We start from the raw sequence: 14,914 nt of genomic DNA, 5'->3' as shown, positions 1-14,914 counted from the left end.
GGTTATTCGTTGCGCGGCACCGCGAGGTTCCTGAGGTACCCCCCGCACCTCCGACAGAGCCGCCCGCCCTCCGCCGTGTCGTACCGCGCCTGACAGTCCATGCACTCGTAGTAGGGGTCCGCACCCCCCGTCCTCTCGAGATTCATGCCCGGTGTAGTACGCGCGACATTGTTAAACGTTACCATATAACACATTCGAGGAGACGGTATCAGGGGCCGACAATCGCTGGGCGATCCGAGGAGCGACCGGGGGGCCCTACCCGAGGACGAGCACGTGCCGGTCGAGCGACCGGTGGACCCGCCGCTCGAACGCGCGCTCGACGGTCCAGCCCGCCGCCTCCGCCGCCTCGCGCCACGGGCGATCCGCGACGAGCACGCACCGGGGGGCGACCCGCCGGGCCTCCGCGAGCGCGTCCCCGACGAGATCGGCGAGGCCGCCCACGATCTTCGACTGGCGGCCGTAGGGGGCGTCGAAGACGACGGCGTCCACGCTGTCGTCGCACAGGGGGAGGCGCGTCGCGTCGCCGCGGAGCGTCTCGGTGCGGTCGGGACCGAGGAAGTGCGCGAGGTTCTCGCGCGCGCCGCGGACCATCTTCCGCTGGGCGTCGAGGCCGACCACCGCCGCCCCCACCAGTCCCGCCTCGACGAGCACGCCGCCGGTGCCGCACATGGGGTCGAGCACGCGCGCGCCGGGGCGCGCCCCGGCGACGTTGACCAGCGCGCGGGCCAGCATCGCGTCCATGCTCCCCGGCTGGAAGAACGGCCGATCGGTGGGGCGGCGCTCGCCGAAGTCACGCGCCGTCTCGACCTCGAGCCAGCCGAGCGCACAGGTGCCGTCCGAGAAGCACGCGCGCAGCTCGTGGTCCGGGTCCTCGAGGTCGACCGCGAACCCGCGCTCGACGAGGACGCTCCCCAGCTCGCGCTCGGCGCGTCGGGCGTCCACGCCGGTCGTCCCGCGGACGTCGCGCGCGCGGACGGCGACGGTCCCCTCGCGGTCGACGCCCGCGGCGTCGAGCAGGGCGCGCGCGGCGGCGACGTCGGCGTCGGTCGTGCCGAGGAGCGCGCTGACGCGGCGGGTGTACGCGAGCGACGCGACGCGCTCTGTGACGCCGCGCGCCGTGACGAGGCCGGGCGCGAGCGGCCGCACGTCGGAGCAGGCGCTCTCCGCTTCGCACGCCGCGAAGGGGTCGTCTTCGCCGACGAGTTCGAGGAGATACACGGGCGGACTCGCCCGCGTGTCGGCTTGAGCGTACCGGACACGGGTCGCGATCGCGACCTGTCAGCGCATCCCCCGCACCTTTATAAAGGTTAAATACGTGTTTTAAGTCGAAATCCATGACCGACCCCAAGGAAACCATCAACATCGAGAACGTGGTGGCCTCGACCGGCATCGGCCAGGAGCTTGACCTGCAGAGTGTCGCGATGGACCTCGAGGGGGCCGACTACGATCCGGAGCAGTTCCCCGGCCTCGTCTACCGGACGCAGAACCCCAAATCGGCCGCCCTCATCTTCCGCTCGGGCAAGATCGTCTGCACGGGCGCGAAGAGCACCGACGACGTTCACGAGAGCCTGCGCATCGTCTTCGACAAGCTCCGCGACCTGGAGATCCGCGTGGACGAGGACCCCGAGATCGTCGTCCAGAACATCGTCACCTCGGCCGACCTCGGGCGCACGCTCAACCTGAACGCCATCGCCATCGGCCTCGGCCTCGAGAACATCGAGTACGAACCCGAGCAGTTCCCCGGCCTCGTCTACCGCCTCGACGACCCCGACGTGGTCGCGCTCCTGTTCGGCTCGGGCAAGCTCGTCATCACGGGCGGCAAGAAGCCCGAGGACGCGGAGCAGGCGGTCGACAAGATCGTCTCGCGGCTCGAAGAACTCGGCCTGCTCGAGTAACCGAGCATGTCGTTTCTCCGGAGTATCGACGCGCTAGCGGTGCAGCAGGTGACGCCGACGGCCGGCGGTCCGCTCGCGCTCGTCGGGACGTTCGTCCTCCTCTCGCTGCTGTTCGCGCTCACCGCGCACGTCGCCGCGCGCTACGTCCTCGGCGACGTGCCGTACTCGCGGGCGCTGTTCGTCGGCCCCGTCCCGGCGGCGGTGACGCTGCTGCTCCAGCAGTACCCGACGTGGGCGATGATCCTCGTCGGCGTGATCGGCGACTTCCTCGCCATCCGCTTCGTCTACCGCGTCCGCGCGGCGGTGGGGGCGCTCGTCACCGTCGTCCACTACGCGGTGACGGTCATCCTCAGTCTCATCGTCTTCTTCCTGATCGTCACCCTCTCGACCGCACCCCTGTAGCTCACTCCACGAGCCGTTCGATCTCGGTGACGAGGATGCCGCTCGCCCCCTGCTCGCGGAGCTTCGCGATGGTCTCGAAGACGTCGCGCTCGTCGACGACGACGTGGACGGCGAGCATCCCCTCGCCCGCGATGTCCATCACGGTCGGCCCGCCGAGGCCGGGGATGACCTCCTCGACCGCCCCCAGCCGGTCCTCGGGGACGTTCATCATCAGGTAGCGCTTGCCGCTCGCGGCGAGGACGGACTGGAGGGCCGTCCGAACCTGCTCCACCTTCTCGTCGCCGACGGCGTCGGAGCGGGCGAACAGCCGGACGGAGCTCTCCATCACCTCCGCCACGATCCCGAGGCGGTTCATGCGGAGGGTGGTTCCGGTGCTCGTGATGTCCACGATGGCGTCGGCGATGTCGACGTGCGGGGTGAGTTCCGTCGCCCCCGACACCTCCGCCACGTCCACCGAGACGCCCCGCTCCTCGAAGAACCGGCGGGTGATGCGCGGGAACTCGGTGGCGACCGTCCCGCCATCGAGGTCCGCGACCGACTCGACCGCGTCGTCCTCGGGGGCGGCGAGGACGAGCCGGCACCGCCCGAACCCCAGGTCGAGCAGGTCGACGAGGTCGGTGCCCGACTCGCGCTGCATGTCGAGACCGGTGACGCCGACGTCCGCGGCCCCGTCGGCGACGTACTCGGGGATGTCGGCGGCGCGGGCGAACAGGACGGTTACGTCCGGGTCGACCGTCTCCGCGTACAGCTTCCGGTCCGCGCCGTCGATGAGGTGCAGGCCGGCCCGTTCGAGGAGGTCGATGGTCGGCTCGTGCAGGCGGCCCTTGTTGGGCACGGCGATTCGCATACCCGCGTCTCGCGGCGACGGGGGAACTGTCTTTCCCTCGGCGCGCGATGGTGCGGTGGCCGACGCTCGATACCGCCCTTCCGGGACGCGCTCAGACCTGCTGTATGTTGTCCCGGATCTGCTGCTCGTCGACGTCCATGTCCGGGTGCTCGTTCCGCGCGTGCTCCTGTACCTCGTTCATGACCTCTTCCTCGCTGTCCCCCTCCGCCCTGAAGTCGCAGCCGTCCACGATGCAGTCGAATTGGTACGCCATGGTGCGCCTCCACGTTTCACGCGGGGCGAAGAAAGCGATCAGCCTGCATACACAGCGCATTGATATAAATTATCAAAAACGTTTATCGAGTTAACATCAGTTCCGAGGATCGTGTTCGCTTCCGGTCACCGCCGTCCCGGGGGACGACACTATTGACCATCCCCGTTCTCCGACGCTCGGTACCGGAGCGACGAGCGTTCGGTACGGGCGGACAGTCGATAGTATAACGCCCCTCCCGGGGGTAACGCCGGTATGAGTACACTCGGCATCACCGACGGTCTCGTCCTCCGGCCCGACATGCGCGTCGAGCGGGCGGACGTGCTCGTCGATCGGGAGGCGGGCGAGATCCTCGACGTCCGACCCGAGATCGGGAGAAGCGCCGACGAGCGGCTCGACGCGAGCGACGCCCTCGTCGCGCCCGGACTCGTCAACGCCCACACGCACGCGGCCATGACGCTCCTGCGCGGCTACGCCGACGACAAGCCGCTCGAGTCGTGGCTCCGCGAGGACGTCTGGCCCGCGGAGGCCGAACTCACGCCCGACGACATCGCCGCCGGGACGCGCCTTGCCGCGCTGGAGATGATCCGCTCCGGGACGACGGCGTTCGCGGACATGTACTTCTCCGAGCCGCGAGTCGCGGACGTGGTGGTGGAGTCGGGACTGCGCGCCCGCCTCGGCCACGGCGTCGTCACGGTCGGCAAGGACGAGGAGGCGGCGTGGGCGGACGTGGAGGAGAGTCTGACGGTGGCCGACGAGGTGCGCGGGGTGAGCGACCGCGTCGAGACGGCGTTCACGCCCCACAGCCTCACCACCGTCGGCGAGGAGTACCTCCGCGAGGGCGTCGCGCGCGCCCGCGAACTGGGCGTGCCCGTCCACGTCCACGCCAACGAGACGCGCCACGAGGTCGACCCCGTCGTCGAGGAGCGCGGCGTCCGTCCCCTTGAGTACGCCCGCGAGGTCGGCCTGCTCGAACCCGGGGACTTCCTCGCCCACTGCGTCCACCTCGACGCGACGGAGATCGACCTGCTCGCCGAGACGGGCGCGAGCGCGGTCCACTGCCCGGCGTCCAACATGAAACTCGCGAGCGGCATGGCCCCCGTTCAGCGCCTGCTCGACGCGGGCGTGCGCGTCGGCCTCGGGACCGACGGCGCGGCCTCGAACAACGACCTCGACCTCTTCGGGGAGCTTCGCGACGCCGCGATGGTCGGCAAGCTCGCCGCGGGCGACGCGAGCGCGGTCGCCGCGGGCGACGCCGTGCGGATGGCCACCGCGGGGAGCGCGGACGCGATCGGCCTCCCCGGCGGCCGCATAGAGCCCGGCGCGGCCGCCGACTGCATCGTCGTCGGCCTCGACGCCGCTCACCTCACGCCCGTCCACGACCCGGTCAGCCACCTGGCGTACGCCGCGACCGGGAGCGACGTGCGACACACCGTCTGCGACGGGCGGGTGCTCATGCGCGACCGCGAGGTGCTCGCGCTCGACGCCCCGTCGGTCAGGGCCGAGGCCGAGGAGCGCGCCGCGGCGCTCGTCGAACGCGCCGAGACCGCCTGACGCTCGTCCTAACGGGTCGTCCCTCGCGCGAACCGACGGCCAACACGGTTTTGACCGACCAGCTCGTACTCGTAATTTGACCGATCTATGACCGACGCTACCGAGTCACGACGCGACGGATCGACGCGCCGGACGGTGCTGCGGGGCCTCGGGCTGACGGCCGCGGCACTCGGACTGCCGGGACTCGCCGCGGCCGAAGGCGACGGCCGGGGAGGGGACGAGGGTACCGAGCGGACCGCGGAACCCTACTCCCTCCCCCCGCTGCCGTACGACTACGACGCCCTGGAACCGCACATCGACGCGCGCATCATGCGCCTCCATCACGACGAACACCACAAGGGGTACGTCGAGGGGGCGAACGCGGCGCTCGATGAACTCGCGGCGATGCGCGAGTCCGGCGAGTTCGACCGCATCAAGGCCGTAAAGCGCGACCTCTCGTTCAACCTCTCGGGACACCTCCTCCACTCGGTGTTCTGGCGGATCATGTCGCCCGACGGCGGCGGCGACCCCGGCGGCGACCTCGCGTCCGCGCTCCGACGCGATTTCGGTTCCGTGGAGGGTTTCAAGCGCGAGTTCGCCGCGGCGGCGACGGGCGTCGAGGGATCGGGCTGGGGGCTGCTCGTCTACGATCACCTCGCGGGTCGGTTGCTCGTCACGCAGGCCGAGGCGCACAACGACCTCGCCGTGCAGGGGGCGACGCCGCTGCTCGTCCTCGACGTCTGGGAGCACGCCTACTACCTCCAGTACGAGAACGACCGCACGGCCTACGTAGACGCCTTCTGGAACGTCGTCGACTGGTCGGCGGTCGACGCCGTCTACCGCGCCGCCGCCTCGGCGCGCCGACCCGCCGAGTCGAACTGAACGACGAGCGACCGCGATAAACTATATTAGTACGACTCGGGAACTATCACGTTCTAATGAACGAAGTGAACCACGTCGAACGGCCACACTAGTTTAACGTGGTGACATTCATCGACGCGGACGGAATGAGTCCGAAGCGAAACTCACAGCTGTTCGCCGTGGCGGCGACCGCCCTGCTGCTGGCGCTCGCGCCGAGCGCCCTCGCGGCGGGTGCGTCGAGCGCCGAGCGTATCGACCTGACCGTCTCCCAGACCGACGGGGTGACGGTCGCGGTGACCCAGAGCGGCAGCGCGGTCGAGAACGCGAGCGTCGCGGTCGCGACCTCGAACAACTCCACCTACGCGGGCGCGGGGAACTACGTGACGGACGGTAACGGGACGGTGTCGCTCCCGACGCCGGCGGAGAACGTCACGGTCGCGGTGACCGCGACCGTCGGGAACGCCTCGACGACCGAGCGGGTCGAACTGCTGGCCGATCGGGACGCGCCTGCCTACTTCGGTCAGCGCGTCGCGCTGCTCGTCCAGCAGCTGCTCGCGGACGGCGAGGGCGACGAGACGCTCGGTTCGATCGTCTCCGAGTTCGCCACCGGGAACAACCCCGCGAGCGACCGCGCGGCTCCCGGCCCGTCGGACGACGACCGCGACCGCGGTAACGGCCACGCCCCGTGGAGCGACGAGGACGGGGCGGATGAGAGAGACGGGAGCGGCGAGGACGACGAGGGTGAGACGGCCGAGCGCGGGGAGTCGGATCGACATCGGGACCACCCCCGCGACGACTGATTCGACCCCGACGCGATCCGATCAGTCGTCGGGTCGCGCCGCACGCGGCCCCGTCCCCTGCGGCGGTCGCTTCTTCGCGTCGACGTCGCGCGCCCGACGGAGCCGCGACCCGGTAGCGTTTTGCCCGAGTCCCTCACTTGTTCAAATATGTCGTATCCGCCTATCAGCGAGCAACTCGACGACCCGGAGGGGGCGCGCGAGGAGGGCCGACGCAAGATCGACTGGGCGAGCGGGCACATGCCCATCCTCGCGGCGCTCCGCGAGGAGTTCGAGGAGTTGCGTCCGTTCGAGGGCCAGCGCATCGCGATGGCGATGCACGTCGAGGCGAAGACCGCGGCGCTGACGGAGACGCTCGCCGCGGGCGGGGCCGAGATCGCCATCGCGGGCTGCAACCCGCTCTCGACGCACGACGACGTGAGCGCGGCGCTCGACGCGAACGAGAACATCACCTCCTACGCCAGGCGCGGCGTCGAGGGCGAGGAGTACTACGACGCCATCGAGGCGGTCATCGACCTCCGGCCGACGATCACCGTCGACGACGGCGGCGACCTCGTCTTCCGCATCCACGAGGAGCACCCCGACCTCGTCGACGGCATCATCGGGGGCTGCGAGGAGACGACGACGGGCGTCCACCGCCTGCGCGCGATGGACGAGGACGGGGCGCTCCGGTACCCCGTCTTCGCCGTCAACGACACGCCGATGAAGCGCCTGTTCGACAACGTCCACGGGACCGGCGAGTCCGCGCTCGCGAACATCGCTCTGACGACCAACCTCTCGTTCGCGGGGAAGACGGTCGTCGTCGCGGGCTACGGCGACTGCGGCCGCGGCGTCGCGAAGAAGGCCGCCGGGCAGAACGCCCGCGTGATCGTCACCGAGGTCGAACCGCGCCGCGCGCTCGAGGCGCACATGGAGGGCTACGAGGTCATGCCGATGCGCGAGGCGGCGGCGAAGGGCGACGTGTTCGTCACCGTGACGGGCAACCGCGACGTGATCACCCGCGAGCACTTCGAGGCGATGAAGGACGGCGCCCTGCTCGCCAACGCCGGTCACTTCGACGTCGAGGTGAACCTCGACGAGCTCTCGGATCTCGCCGCGAACGTGCGCGAGGTCCGCGACGGCGTGATGGAGTACGAGACGGACGACGGCCGCCGGCTCAACGTGCTCGCGGCGGGTCGCCTCGTCAACCTCGCCGGGCCGCTCGCGCTCGGCCACCCCGTCGAGGTGATGGACCAGTCCTTCGGCGTGCAGGCGGTCTGCGTGCGCGAACTCGTCGCCGCCCACTCCGGCGGCCTCCGCGACCGCCTCGCCGAGCGCCTCCGCGAACGGCTCGGCCGCTCCGACCGACTGGAGGCCGTCGGCGAGGACACCTACGGGCCGGGGCTCCACGAGGTGCCCGACGCCCTCGACCGCGAGGTCGCCACGGTGAAGCTCGCCGCCGAGGGGATCGACATCGACGCCCTCACCGACGAGCAGGCCGACTACATGGACGACTGGCGACACGGCACCTGAGGGTTTCGACGGCGCCCTCGACCGCGCTCCGTCACGGTCACGCTCGCGGTCAGACCTCCTGCTCCGGCGTGGTGAACGGAACTGTGGCGACGGTGCGCTGGGTGACGGTCGCCGTGCGGAGGATGAACGAGACGAGGATGGCGAGCGGCGCGAACCCGATCGTGACGGCGAGCGGGAGGACGACGTCGAGGGACGCGGTCGTCGTCGCGTCCGGCGGCGTGGTGAACGCGAGGAGCACGCCAACGGCGACGACCTCGGCGGGGATCCCCGCGTAGAGCAGGATGCGCGAGAGCCGGGAGAGCTCGTCCTGCAGGTAGAGGTTCTTGAAGTACTGGCGCGCGATGTCGAGCTCCTGCAGGCGCTCTACGGTGTCGTCGAGCGCCTCGAGCGTCTCCTCGGGGAGCGCGTCGCCGTACGCGGCCCTGATGCGACGGGCCCGGTGCATCTGCTCGGCGTAGTTCGTCCGCAACGTGGTCGACAGCGCGCCGAAGATGCCGTCGTCCGCCCCGTTCAGTTGGCGGTCGATCTCGTCGGTGCGGTCGGTGATGGTCGTCACGAGGTCGCTGATCTCCCACCACGCGCGCTCGGCACCCACTCCGACGGACAGGCCGCCGAGTACCTGCGCCTGTCTGCGCGCGTTCTGGAGCAGGAAGTCGAGGAACTCGGACGGCTTGACCGGGGCGACGTCGCGCTCGGCCGTCCGTTCCACGTCGCGGCGGTACTCGATCACGTCGTCGATCTCCGTCCGTAACTCCCCGGGCGACTTGAGCTCCCGCGAGAGGAGCAGCTGATTGATCGAGATGACCACCGTGATGAGCGTCAGGTTCCCCCCGAGCAGGGCGCTGAACAGGTAGTAGAGCGGCTGTCTGTCGCTCAGCGTCGCCACGTCGAGGAGTTCGATCGCGCCGACGGCGGCTAACACGAACGCCAACACGCCGGCGGCGACGACGGCCCGGTCCCCCTCGAGCAGGGTCCACTCGATCCACCGCCTCCTCGCGTCGGCGAGCGCGGCCCCCAGTCGGTGCGGGTCGATGGCGAGGGCGGTCATTCGGGTACTGTCACGGTCGGTCAGACCCGACTTCAGTCGTAGGCTTGCATCTCGGCCGGGACGGAGAGAGAGAGGTGACGGATCCCGTCACGATCGCGTCGATATCGCGTTCGAGTGGCCGCGTCTTCGCCGGAAGTCGACTGGTTTATCCGCGACGCGGCGCGAGTGAGGCTGAATGTCGAACGCGAAAGGGGACAGGCGCGAGCGCGAGCTCGTCAAGCTGTTCGACGAGCGCGGCTTCGCCGTCATGCGCGCGCCCGCGAGCGGGAGCGCCACGGCGCGCGAACTGCCGGACGTGCTCGCGGGCGACGGCGACGTGTTCTACGCCATCGAGGCCAAGGCGTCGGCCGGGCAACCCATCTACCTCACCGGCGAGGAGGTCGAGGCGCTCGTCTACTTCGCCCGCAACTTCGGCGCGAAGCCGAAGATCGGCGTCCGGTTCGACCGGACCGACTGGGCGTTCTTCCACCCGGCGGCCCTCCACCGGACGGACGGCGGTAACTACCGCGTCAAGAAGGAGGTCGCGCTCCACGAGGGCGAGACGCTCGACGACCTGACCGACGTCGAGGACGACCCGGGTCCGGACGTCCGCGCCGTTCTGCGGGCGTTCGAGACGGGCGAGATAACGCTCGACGACGCCGCGGCGATGCTCGAGTAGCGTCAGGCGCGCCGGGCGCTACCGAGGGCGGGCGTCTCCGTCTCCTCGCGCTCGCGGGGTGCCACCCGCTCTAACCGCGACAGCGGGAACGAGTACCGCCGGAGGTCCTCGAAGGGCGTCTCCGGGTCGGCGGAGAACGGGTAGACGACCCGGACGACGGGGTCGTCGCCCGGGTAGCGTTCGTTGCCGGGGTAGTCCGCGACGGTCGTCCCGACCCCGACGTCGGCAGGGACGGACGCGTCGCGCCCGTCGTCGCGCTCGGGCGTCCGTGGCGCGTCGGTCTCGACGGTCGATTCCCGGTCGTCGAAGGCGGAGAGGGTCTCCTGGCGGGGCGGGACGACCGTCTCGTCGGCCCGGTCGTCGGTCGTCTCCGCGACCACGACGAACGCGCCCGTCTCGCGGTCGCGGACCGTCGTCCCCGGGAGCAGATAGCAGTCCTCGCAGATCGTGGGGGCGTCCTCGCGGACGAAGGCGTCGCGCCCGCAGGCGCGACACTCGACGTCGAGGTACCCCGGGGCGGGGACCCGACCCCCCGTTATTTCGAGTGCAACTCGGCGGACGTGCTTACACCGTTCGCCGCGGAACTGGTTGTCCGGACAGGAGCAGATGCCGTCCAGCAGGTCGACGGTGTAGGTGTTTCCGCTCTGACTGTGGACGTCGTATACGCCGCCGCCGCGGGCGCTAACGGCCATCTTCTCGGTCCAGGCTCGGGCGGCTCTCGGATCGAGCCGACGGGTGTCGGGGGCAAGTGCGACTCGCGGTGACGCTGGTATTGTTTCGGCTTGCGTCATGGTTTCGTATCCGAAGAGCGATAGAATCGCTCCACGGGAAACGTAGGTTCCCGAGGTGCATTAGTGGCTCGCCCGGACGGACGAGACGGTCGCAACCGGTCGGCTTCGAAGCGTTTTTGCTCCGTCCGTGGAAACCGCGCCGCATGGCTCTCGAACGGGAGGCGCTCGTGGAAATCGTCGTCTCCGTCGCCGCCGTCGGGCTGTTCATCGCCGTCATCGTCGGCATCGGTGTGACCTACAACGGCTCCACCGGCCTCTCGAACGAGGGAGCGTTCGCGCTCGTCGGTAGCATCGCGGGCTTCGTGATCGTCATGTCGCTGCTCGGGTACGCGCTCTCGCGCCGCTGATCGTCCCCGACCGCCGCCGACCGCCGCTGATCGTCCCCGACCGCCGCCGACCGCCGCTGATCGTCCCCGACCGCCGCCGACCGCCGCTGATCGTCCCCGATCGTCGGCCCGCCGGGGTGTCGGCTCGAGTCGCTCCGAGACGTCGGCGCGCCGTCCGCCGTCACTCCAGCCGCTCCGCGTAGTACTCGAGCGGGTGGGCGATGGACTCACAGAGCGCGTCGGGGTTCACGCAGTCGCCGAGCGCCTGCATCGTCGCGCAGCTGGGCGGGTCGAACGGTCCCCCCTCGCCCGCCAGGCGCTCGACGGCGTAGGCGAACGACTCCTCCTCCCGCCCGGCGGCCGCGAGGATCTCCTCCTCGTCCATTCCGACGCGCGCGAGGAAGGTGACCAGCGCGAACTGCGAGTGTGCGGTGAGGTCCTCGCCCGCCCGCGCCTCGGTCAGCAGGTGCTCGACGCAGGGGGGGAAGGCGTCGGGTGTGGGGGCGGCGTCGAACGACCGCGGGTAGCGCCTGCTCGACAGCGACCGGGTCACGTCGCGGACGGTCGACGCGAGCGGCTCGGCGATCCCGTCCGGCACCTCGAACGGGAGGCCGTCGGCGACGCGCTCCTCGCAGGCCTCGCGTAGGAGTTCGTAGAGCTCAGCGCGGGTCACGGTGACGGTGCCGTCGGCGAGCGAGCGCCGGACGAGCGCCCACTGCGGCCCGGACGGGGCCAGACGGAGGTACGCGTCGACGGCGACCCGGTAGCCGTCCGACGCCTCCCGCACGTCGCCCGCGAGGTCGAACTCGTCGAGGAAGTCGGCGAGCGAGAGGTCGGACCCGCCGACGCCCGCCCGCCCCTCGAACTCGGCGGTGAACCGCTCGTACGCGGTCGACGCCTCGGCGGCGGCGTACTTCTCGACCGCGCCCGGCACGTCGAGCAGGGAGACGACCACCCGCGCGATGGGGTACGAGAGCACCTCGACGCGGGGGGTGACCCGGCGGTCGGTCTCGACGGTTCCGGCGACGAGCGCCCGCTCGACCCGCTCGCGTCCGCGCTCCACGACGGCCGGCTCCTCGCGGACGAGCGCGGCGAGGTCCACGCCCGCGGCTCCGACCGCCTCGCGGGCGGCACCGAGAAACGGGTATCGGGCGTGAAACGCGTCCATACCTCCCCCGTCCGTCCGAGATCGGTTAAGCGCTCTGAACCGACCACGGCCCCCGCCGACGTCCCGCCGGTTCGCCGCGAGGCGGGATCGGACGACGGCCGTCGGGCGGTTCGCCGGGAACGCTCGAACGCGCGGCGAGACCGTCGGGCGATTCGAACGGTCTATTAGCGCGCGCGCCAACGTAGGGCCAGTGCCGCGGTTCCGCTACCCCTGTCCCGACTGTCGCTCCACGAACAGCCTGCACGACCCGGACTGCCGGTTCGACGGGACGCCATGGGAGGACGTCGAGCGGGCCTACGCGAGCATCCTCGGCGTCCTCGCGGGGGGCGCCACGACGGAGGGACGCCTCCGCGAGGCGGTCGACGGGCCGTGGGATCGCCTCCACTCCGCCGCGCTGAGCCGCCTGCGACACGACCAGCGCGTCCGCGAGACGCCGGGCGGGGCGCTCGAACTGCTCTCGCCCGCCGAGTACAGGGAGGAGGTCGCGGTGCCCACCGAGGAGTCGCTGCGGACGATCTACGAGCACGGGAGCGTTCCCGGCTGTCACGACCACGCTATCTTCTCGCTCGTGGCCTACTACCGGAGCGTCGGTTTCTCGTGGGCGGAGACGCGCGAGCGCGTCGTCGAGTGGCTGAGAGAGAGCGGGACGTGGGCGCGCGGCGGGTTCGAGGAGTCCTCGCCCGAGGAGATCGTCGACTCGAAGCGCCACGTCTACGCACAGGCGTACGGCTGGCGGCAGTCCGCGCGCGAGGCCGCGGCCGTCATCGAGCGGAGCCTCGGCTAGCGCGGCGGTCGCCACGCCCGGAGCGTCTCGCGGCCGCCGACGACGGTGGAGCCGAGACCGACGACGACGTAGAGCACGGCGCGCGTGACGGGGTGTTCGAGGGCGCTGCACGTGGGGACAGCGGCGAGGCTAGTCACGCAACCGACCACGAGGAGGACGCCCACGACCAGTAGCGAGACGCCGAGCCCGATCCCGAACGTGCCGCCGAGAAACTGGAGGTGTGGAGAGGCCATGATCGAGTCTCCGCCAGCCGCCCCTTAAGCGAATCGGCGATCGTCTGACGGGCGGCACACGCGTCCGACGCGCGGCGTACGGTTTTGGGCGGTCCGAGGCCGCAGTCGGTGGTAGCCCCTCGCACCGTCTCTGGAGGGGTGGGGGAGACGGGCGACGGCGGCGATCGTGAGGACGCCGCCCGGGGAGAACTCGGAGGGGGCCGGGTCGGGTCGGGTCGGAGCGTCGAGGCGGCGGTCAGTCGCTCTGGATGCGCGGCGCGAGCATGTACGTGACGTGCCCCTGGCCCTCGGCGATGTCGAAGTGGATCTTCACCGGGAACTCCTCGCCGAGTTCGATGGTCACCTCGCCGTCGGCCGGGAGCGCCTTGTTCATCTCCTTCAGGTAGTCGAGGCTGAACAGCGAGCGGGCGTCGCCGGCGGTGAGGTCGATGAGGTCCTCGCGGTCGAGTTCGAAGTGGACGTCGTCGGTGTCTCCCTGCGCGTCGACGTAGAAGTACTCCTCGCCCGCGTCGACGCCGAGGGCGATGTGATCGCTCACCATGTCCGCGGCCTTCACCGCGCGGTCGACGTCGCGCCCCTCGACGACGACGGTCGCGGGGAGGTCGAGGTCGGGGAGGTCCGGCTCCTGGCGGATGGAGTCCGGATCGATGAGCGCGAGGGTGTACTCCAGTCCGTCGATCCGGATGTGGAGCTTGCGGGTCTCCTCGTCGAGTTCGAACTGGACGAGCTGGTCCGCGCCCGCCATCTTGGCGATGTCCTCCAGCCGCGAGAGGTTCACGCCGATGACGCCGCCGTCGGTCTCGTAGGACTCGAAGGCGGCCGCGGACAGCGAGAGGTCGACCATCCCCACGTTGGCGGGATCGACGGCCCGGATCGTGAGCTCGTCTTCGTCCAGTCGGATCTTACACTCGTCCACCAGCACGCTCACCGAGTCGAGCGCGGCCCGGAGTGTCCCCGAGCTCACGATAGCCTTGAACATGAACGCGACTTACCCGCGACGGGATAAAAACATGAACGGTTCACGCGCGCGCGATATCACCAGGCCTCCGTCGCCCCCCGCGCCGAGCGCCGCCGCAGATTCGGTTGCCTTTGCCAGGACAAGAATGAAACGCGTGTCTCGCGTAGCGCAAAACGTGACGGACGACGGAACGTTTCTCTCGCGGCGAGCGCTGCTCGCGGGTGTCGGTGCGACCGCGCTGAGCGCGGCTCCCGCGGGCGCACAGGAGAACGGCAGCGGCGACGGGACGAACGGATCCGGGTACGACGGGGGCGTCGACGACAACATCACCACGCCGGCGATCCTTCCGGAACGACCGATCGGGGAGAACACGGACTACAGGGGCGTGTTCGTCCACCTGACCTCGGAACTCGAGGACGTCCAGGTCGACGGCATCCAGCAGTGCGACGTGACGGGGTGGGACCCCGGGAACACGGACGTGTTCGAGGTGACGCTGATCAACCGTCAGGGTGACGCCGACCGGACCTACGCGTCGTCGATGTACTTCCCCCGGGAGGTCGACCTCACGCCGGGGTACCTGTTCGTCATCAACAACCAGGAACCGTGTCCGAACGGTTATCTCGGCGTCGAGGTGACGGAGGTGCGCGCGGAGGCGAACAGGCGCGGGTTCGCCGGAAGTCCCGAGGCGGGGGCGAGCGGCGGAACGTCCGGTGCCTCCGGCCCCGGGTTCGGTCCCGTCGGCGCGCTCGGCGGTATCGCGGCCGTCGGCTACGCGCTTGCGCGGCGAGCGGGCGACGAGTGAGAAAGGTCCGGGATCGCGGGGCGAACGAAGGGCGTATCCCGGGGCCTCG

The 14,914-nt window shown here is 70.4% G+C and carries 19 protein-coding genes; 10 read left to right on the top strand and 9 right to left on the bottom strand.

The window, feature by feature from the left end; translation table 11 throughout:
• Window positions 1-2 precede the first annotated feature (2 nt).
• Window positions 3-146, bottom strand: a complete 144-nt coding sequence (locus tag P1K31_RS10720; protein ID WP_276303322.1) for a rubrerythrin-like domain-containing protein — start codon at window positions 144-146, stop codon at window positions 3-5.
• Window positions 147-255: 109 nt separating this feature from the next.
• Window positions 256-1,218, bottom strand: coding sequence for a methyltransferase domain-containing protein (locus P1K31_RS10715; RefSeq protein WP_276303321.1), 963 nt, complete (start codon window positions 1,216-1,218; stop codon window positions 256-258).
• A gap of 116 nt (window positions 1,219-1,334) precedes the next feature.
• Here P1K31_RS10715 and P1K31_RS10710 point away from each other — a divergent pair, with 116 nt between their 5' ends.
• Together P1K31_RS10710 and P1K31_RS10705 are read left to right on the top strand one after the other, a co-directional pair.
• Window positions 1,335-1,895: a TATA-box-binding protein gene (locus P1K31_RS10710; RefSeq protein ID WP_276303320.1), complete on the top strand. Its 561-nt coding sequence runs from the start codon at window positions 1,335-1,337 to the stop codon at window positions 1,893-1,895.
• A 6-nt stretch (window positions 1,896-1,901) separates the two neighbouring features.
• On the top strand, window positions 1,902-2,297 hold the full coding sequence (locus P1K31_RS10705; protein WP_276303319.1) for a DUF7473 family protein: 396 nt from the start codon (window positions 1,902-1,904) through the stop codon (window positions 2,295-2,297).
• Between the two features lies 1 nt (window position 2,298).
• On the opposite strand, the gene hisG is transcribed toward P1K31_RS10705, so the two are convergent.
• Window positions 2,299-3,144: an ATP phosphoribosyltransferase gene (gene hisG, locus P1K31_RS10700; RefSeq protein ID WP_276303318.1), complete on the bottom strand. Its 846-nt coding sequence runs from the start codon at window positions 3,142-3,144 to the stop codon at window positions 2,299-2,301.
• 91 nt (window positions 3,145-3,235) lie between these two features.
• Window positions 3,236-3,397, bottom strand: coding sequence for a DUF1059 domain-containing protein (locus P1K31_RS10695; RefSeq protein WP_276303317.1), 162 nt, complete (start codon window positions 3,395-3,397; stop codon window positions 3,236-3,238).
• 252 nt (window positions 3,398-3,649) lie between these two features.
• Here P1K31_RS10695 and P1K31_RS10690 point away from each other — a divergent pair, with 252 nt between their 5' ends.
• The 4 genes from P1K31_RS10690 (at window position 3,650) to P1K31_RS10675 (ending at window position 8,097) form a co-directional block, all read left to right on the top strand.
• The gene (locus tag P1K31_RS10690) at window positions 3,650-4,948 is read left to right on the top strand and encodes an amidohydrolase (RefSeq protein WP_276303316.1); all 1,299 of its coding nucleotides are present in this window, start codon (window positions 3,650-3,652) and stop codon (window positions 4,946-4,948) included.
• A gap of 87 nt (window positions 4,949-5,035) precedes the next feature.
• Window positions 5,036-5,809: a superoxide dismutase gene (locus tag P1K31_RS10685; RefSeq protein WP_276303315.1), complete on the top strand. Its 774-nt coding sequence runs from the start codon at window positions 5,036-5,038 to the stop codon at window positions 5,807-5,809.
• A 125-nt stretch (window positions 5,810-5,934) separates the two neighbouring features.
• A complete protein-coding gene (locus P1K31_RS10680; protein ID WP_276303314.1) occupies window positions 5,935-6,588 on the top strand; it encodes a hypothetical protein in 654 nt (217 codons plus the stop codon).
• Window positions 6,589-6,735: 147 nt separating this feature from the next.
• Window positions 6,736-8,097, top strand: coding sequence for an adenosylhomocysteinase (locus P1K31_RS10675; protein WP_276303313.1), 1,362 nt, complete (start codon window positions 6,736-6,738; stop codon window positions 8,095-8,097).
• 49 nt (window positions 8,098-8,146) lie between these two features.
• Here P1K31_RS10675 and P1K31_RS10670 read toward each other — a convergent pair whose 3' ends face one another.
• Window positions 8,147-9,145 (bottom strand): DUF7972 family membrane protein, encoded by a 999-nt coding sequence (locus P1K31_RS10670; protein WP_276303312.1) that lies wholly within the window; start codon window positions 9,143-9,145, stop codon window positions 8,147-8,149.
• Window positions 9,146-9,320: 175 nt separating this feature from the next.
• On the opposite strand from P1K31_RS10670, the gene hjc reads away from it, so the two are divergent.
• Entirely contained in the window at window positions 9,321-9,803 is a 483-nt protein-coding gene (hjc, locus tag P1K31_RS10665; RefSeq protein ID WP_276303311.1) for a Holliday junction resolvase Hjc, read from the top strand.
• Window positions 9,804-9,805: 2 nt separating this feature from the next.
• Here hjc and P1K31_RS10660 read toward each other — a convergent pair whose 3' ends face one another.
• A complete protein-coding gene (locus tag P1K31_RS10660) occupies window positions 9,806-10,495 on the bottom strand; it encodes an SWIM zinc finger family protein (protein ID WP_276303310.1) in 690 nt (229 codons plus the stop codon).
• Between the two features lie 242 nt (window positions 10,496-10,737).
• Between P1K31_RS10660 and P1K31_RS10655 the strand changes: the two genes are divergently transcribed.
• Window positions 10,738-10,941: a DUF7472 family protein gene (locus P1K31_RS10655; protein ID WP_276303309.1), complete on the top strand. Its 204-nt coding sequence runs from the start codon at window positions 10,738-10,740 to the stop codon at window positions 10,939-10,941.
• A 160-nt stretch (window positions 10,942-11,101) separates the two neighbouring features.
• On the opposite strand, the gene P1K31_RS10650 is transcribed toward P1K31_RS10655, so the two are convergent.
• Window positions 11,102-12,088, bottom strand: a complete 987-nt coding sequence (locus P1K31_RS10650; RefSeq protein WP_276303308.1) for a DNA primase large subunit PriL — start codon at window positions 12,086-12,088, stop codon at window positions 11,102-11,104.
• 190 nt (window positions 12,089-12,278) lie between these two features.
• On the opposite strand from P1K31_RS10650, the gene P1K31_RS10645 reads away from it, so the two are divergent.
• On the top strand, window positions 12,279-12,872 hold the full coding sequence (locus P1K31_RS10645) for a DUF7474 family protein (RefSeq protein WP_276303307.1): 594 nt from the start codon (window positions 12,279-12,281) through the stop codon (window positions 12,870-12,872).
• Here the strand turns inward: P1K31_RS10645 and P1K31_RS10640 are convergent.
• Window positions 12,869-13,105, bottom strand: coding sequence for a hypothetical protein (locus P1K31_RS10640; protein ID WP_276303306.1), 237 nt, complete (start codon window positions 13,103-13,105; stop codon window positions 12,869-12,871). The genes P1K31_RS10645 and P1K31_RS10640 overlap by 4 nt on opposite strands.
• A 235-nt stretch (window positions 13,106-13,340) precedes the next feature.
• Window positions 13,341-14,084 carry a DNA polymerase sliding clamp gene (locus P1K31_RS10635; protein WP_276303305.1) on the bottom strand — a complete coding sequence of 248 codons (744 nt, stop codon included), beginning with the start codon at window positions 14,082-14,084 and terminating at the stop codon, window positions 13,341-13,343.
• A gap of 154 nt (window positions 14,085-14,238) precedes the next feature.
• Here P1K31_RS10635 and P1K31_RS10630 point away from each other — a divergent pair, with 154 nt between their 5' ends.
• Entirely contained in the window at window positions 14,239-14,865 is a 627-nt protein-coding gene (locus P1K31_RS10630; RefSeq protein ID WP_276303304.1) for a hypothetical protein, read from the top strand.
• Window positions 14,866-14,914: the final 49 nt, after the last annotated feature.

It is taken from the genome of Halomarina halobia, assembly GCF_029338575.1.
Lineage (GTDB): Archaea > Halobacteriota > Halobacteria > Halobacteriales > Haloarculaceae > Halomarina > Halomarina halobia.
Note: the sequence above shows the minus strand (reverse complement) of the source record. Positions and strands in the feature narration are given on the sequence as shown.

Coding starts and splice junctions, on each gene's coding strand:
- P1K31_RS10720 (WP_276303322.1), bottom strand. CDS start 146: ATGAATCTCGAGAGGACGGGGGGTGCGGACCCCTACTACGAGTGCATG.
- P1K31_RS10710 (WP_276303320.1), top strand. CDS start 1,335: ATGACCGACCCCAAGGAAACCATCAACATCGAGAACGTGGTGGCCTCG.
- P1K31_RS10705 (WP_276303319.1), top strand. CDS start 1,902: ATGTCGTTTCTCCGGAGTATCGACGCGCTAGCGGTGCAGCAGGTGACG.
- hisG (WP_276303318.1), bottom strand. CDS start 3,144: ATGCGAATCGCCGTGCCCAACAAGGGCCGCCTGCACGAGCCGACCATC.
- P1K31_RS10695 (WP_276303317.1), bottom strand. CDS start 3,397: ATGGCGTACCAATTCGACTGCATCGTGGACGGCTGCGACTTCAGGGCG.
- P1K31_RS10690 (WP_276303316.1), top strand. CDS start 3,650: ATGAGTACACTCGGCATCACCGACGGTCTCGTCCTCCGGCCCGACATG.
- P1K31_RS10685 (WP_276303315.1), top strand. CDS start 5,036: ATGACCGACGCTACCGAGTCACGACGCGACGGATCGACGCGCCGGACG.
- P1K31_RS10680 (WP_276303314.1), top strand. CDS start 5,935: ATGAGTCCGAAGCGAAACTCACAGCTGTTCGCCGTGGCGGCGACCGCC.
- P1K31_RS10675 (WP_276303313.1), top strand. CDS start 6,736: ATGTCGTATCCGCCTATCAGCGAGCAACTCGACGACCCGGAGGGGGCG.
- P1K31_RS10670 (WP_276303312.1), bottom strand. CDS start 9,145: ATGACCGCCCTCGCCATCGACCCGCACCGACTGGGGGCCGCGCTCGCC.
- hjc (WP_276303311.1), top strand. CDS start 9,321: ATGTCGAACGCGAAAGGGGACAGGCGCGAGCGCGAGCTCGTCAAGCTG.
- P1K31_RS10660 (WP_276303310.1), bottom strand. CDS start 10,495: ATGGCCGTTAGCGCCCGCGGCGGCGGCGTATACGACGTCCACAGTCAG.
- P1K31_RS10655 (WP_276303309.1), top strand. CDS start 10,738: ATGGCTCTCGAACGGGAGGCGCTCGTGGAAATCGTCGTCTCCGTCGCC.
- P1K31_RS10650 (WP_276303308.1), bottom strand. CDS start 12,088: ATGGACGCGTTTCACGCCCGATACCCGTTTCTCGGTGCCGCCCGCGAG.
- P1K31_RS10640 (WP_276303306.1), bottom strand. CDS start 13,105: ATGGCCTCTCCACACCTCCAGTTTCTCGGCGGCACGTTCGGGATCGGG.
- P1K31_RS10635 (WP_276303305.1), bottom strand. CDS start 14,084: ATGTTCAAGGCTATCGTGAGCTCGGGGACACTCCGGGCCGCGCTCGAC.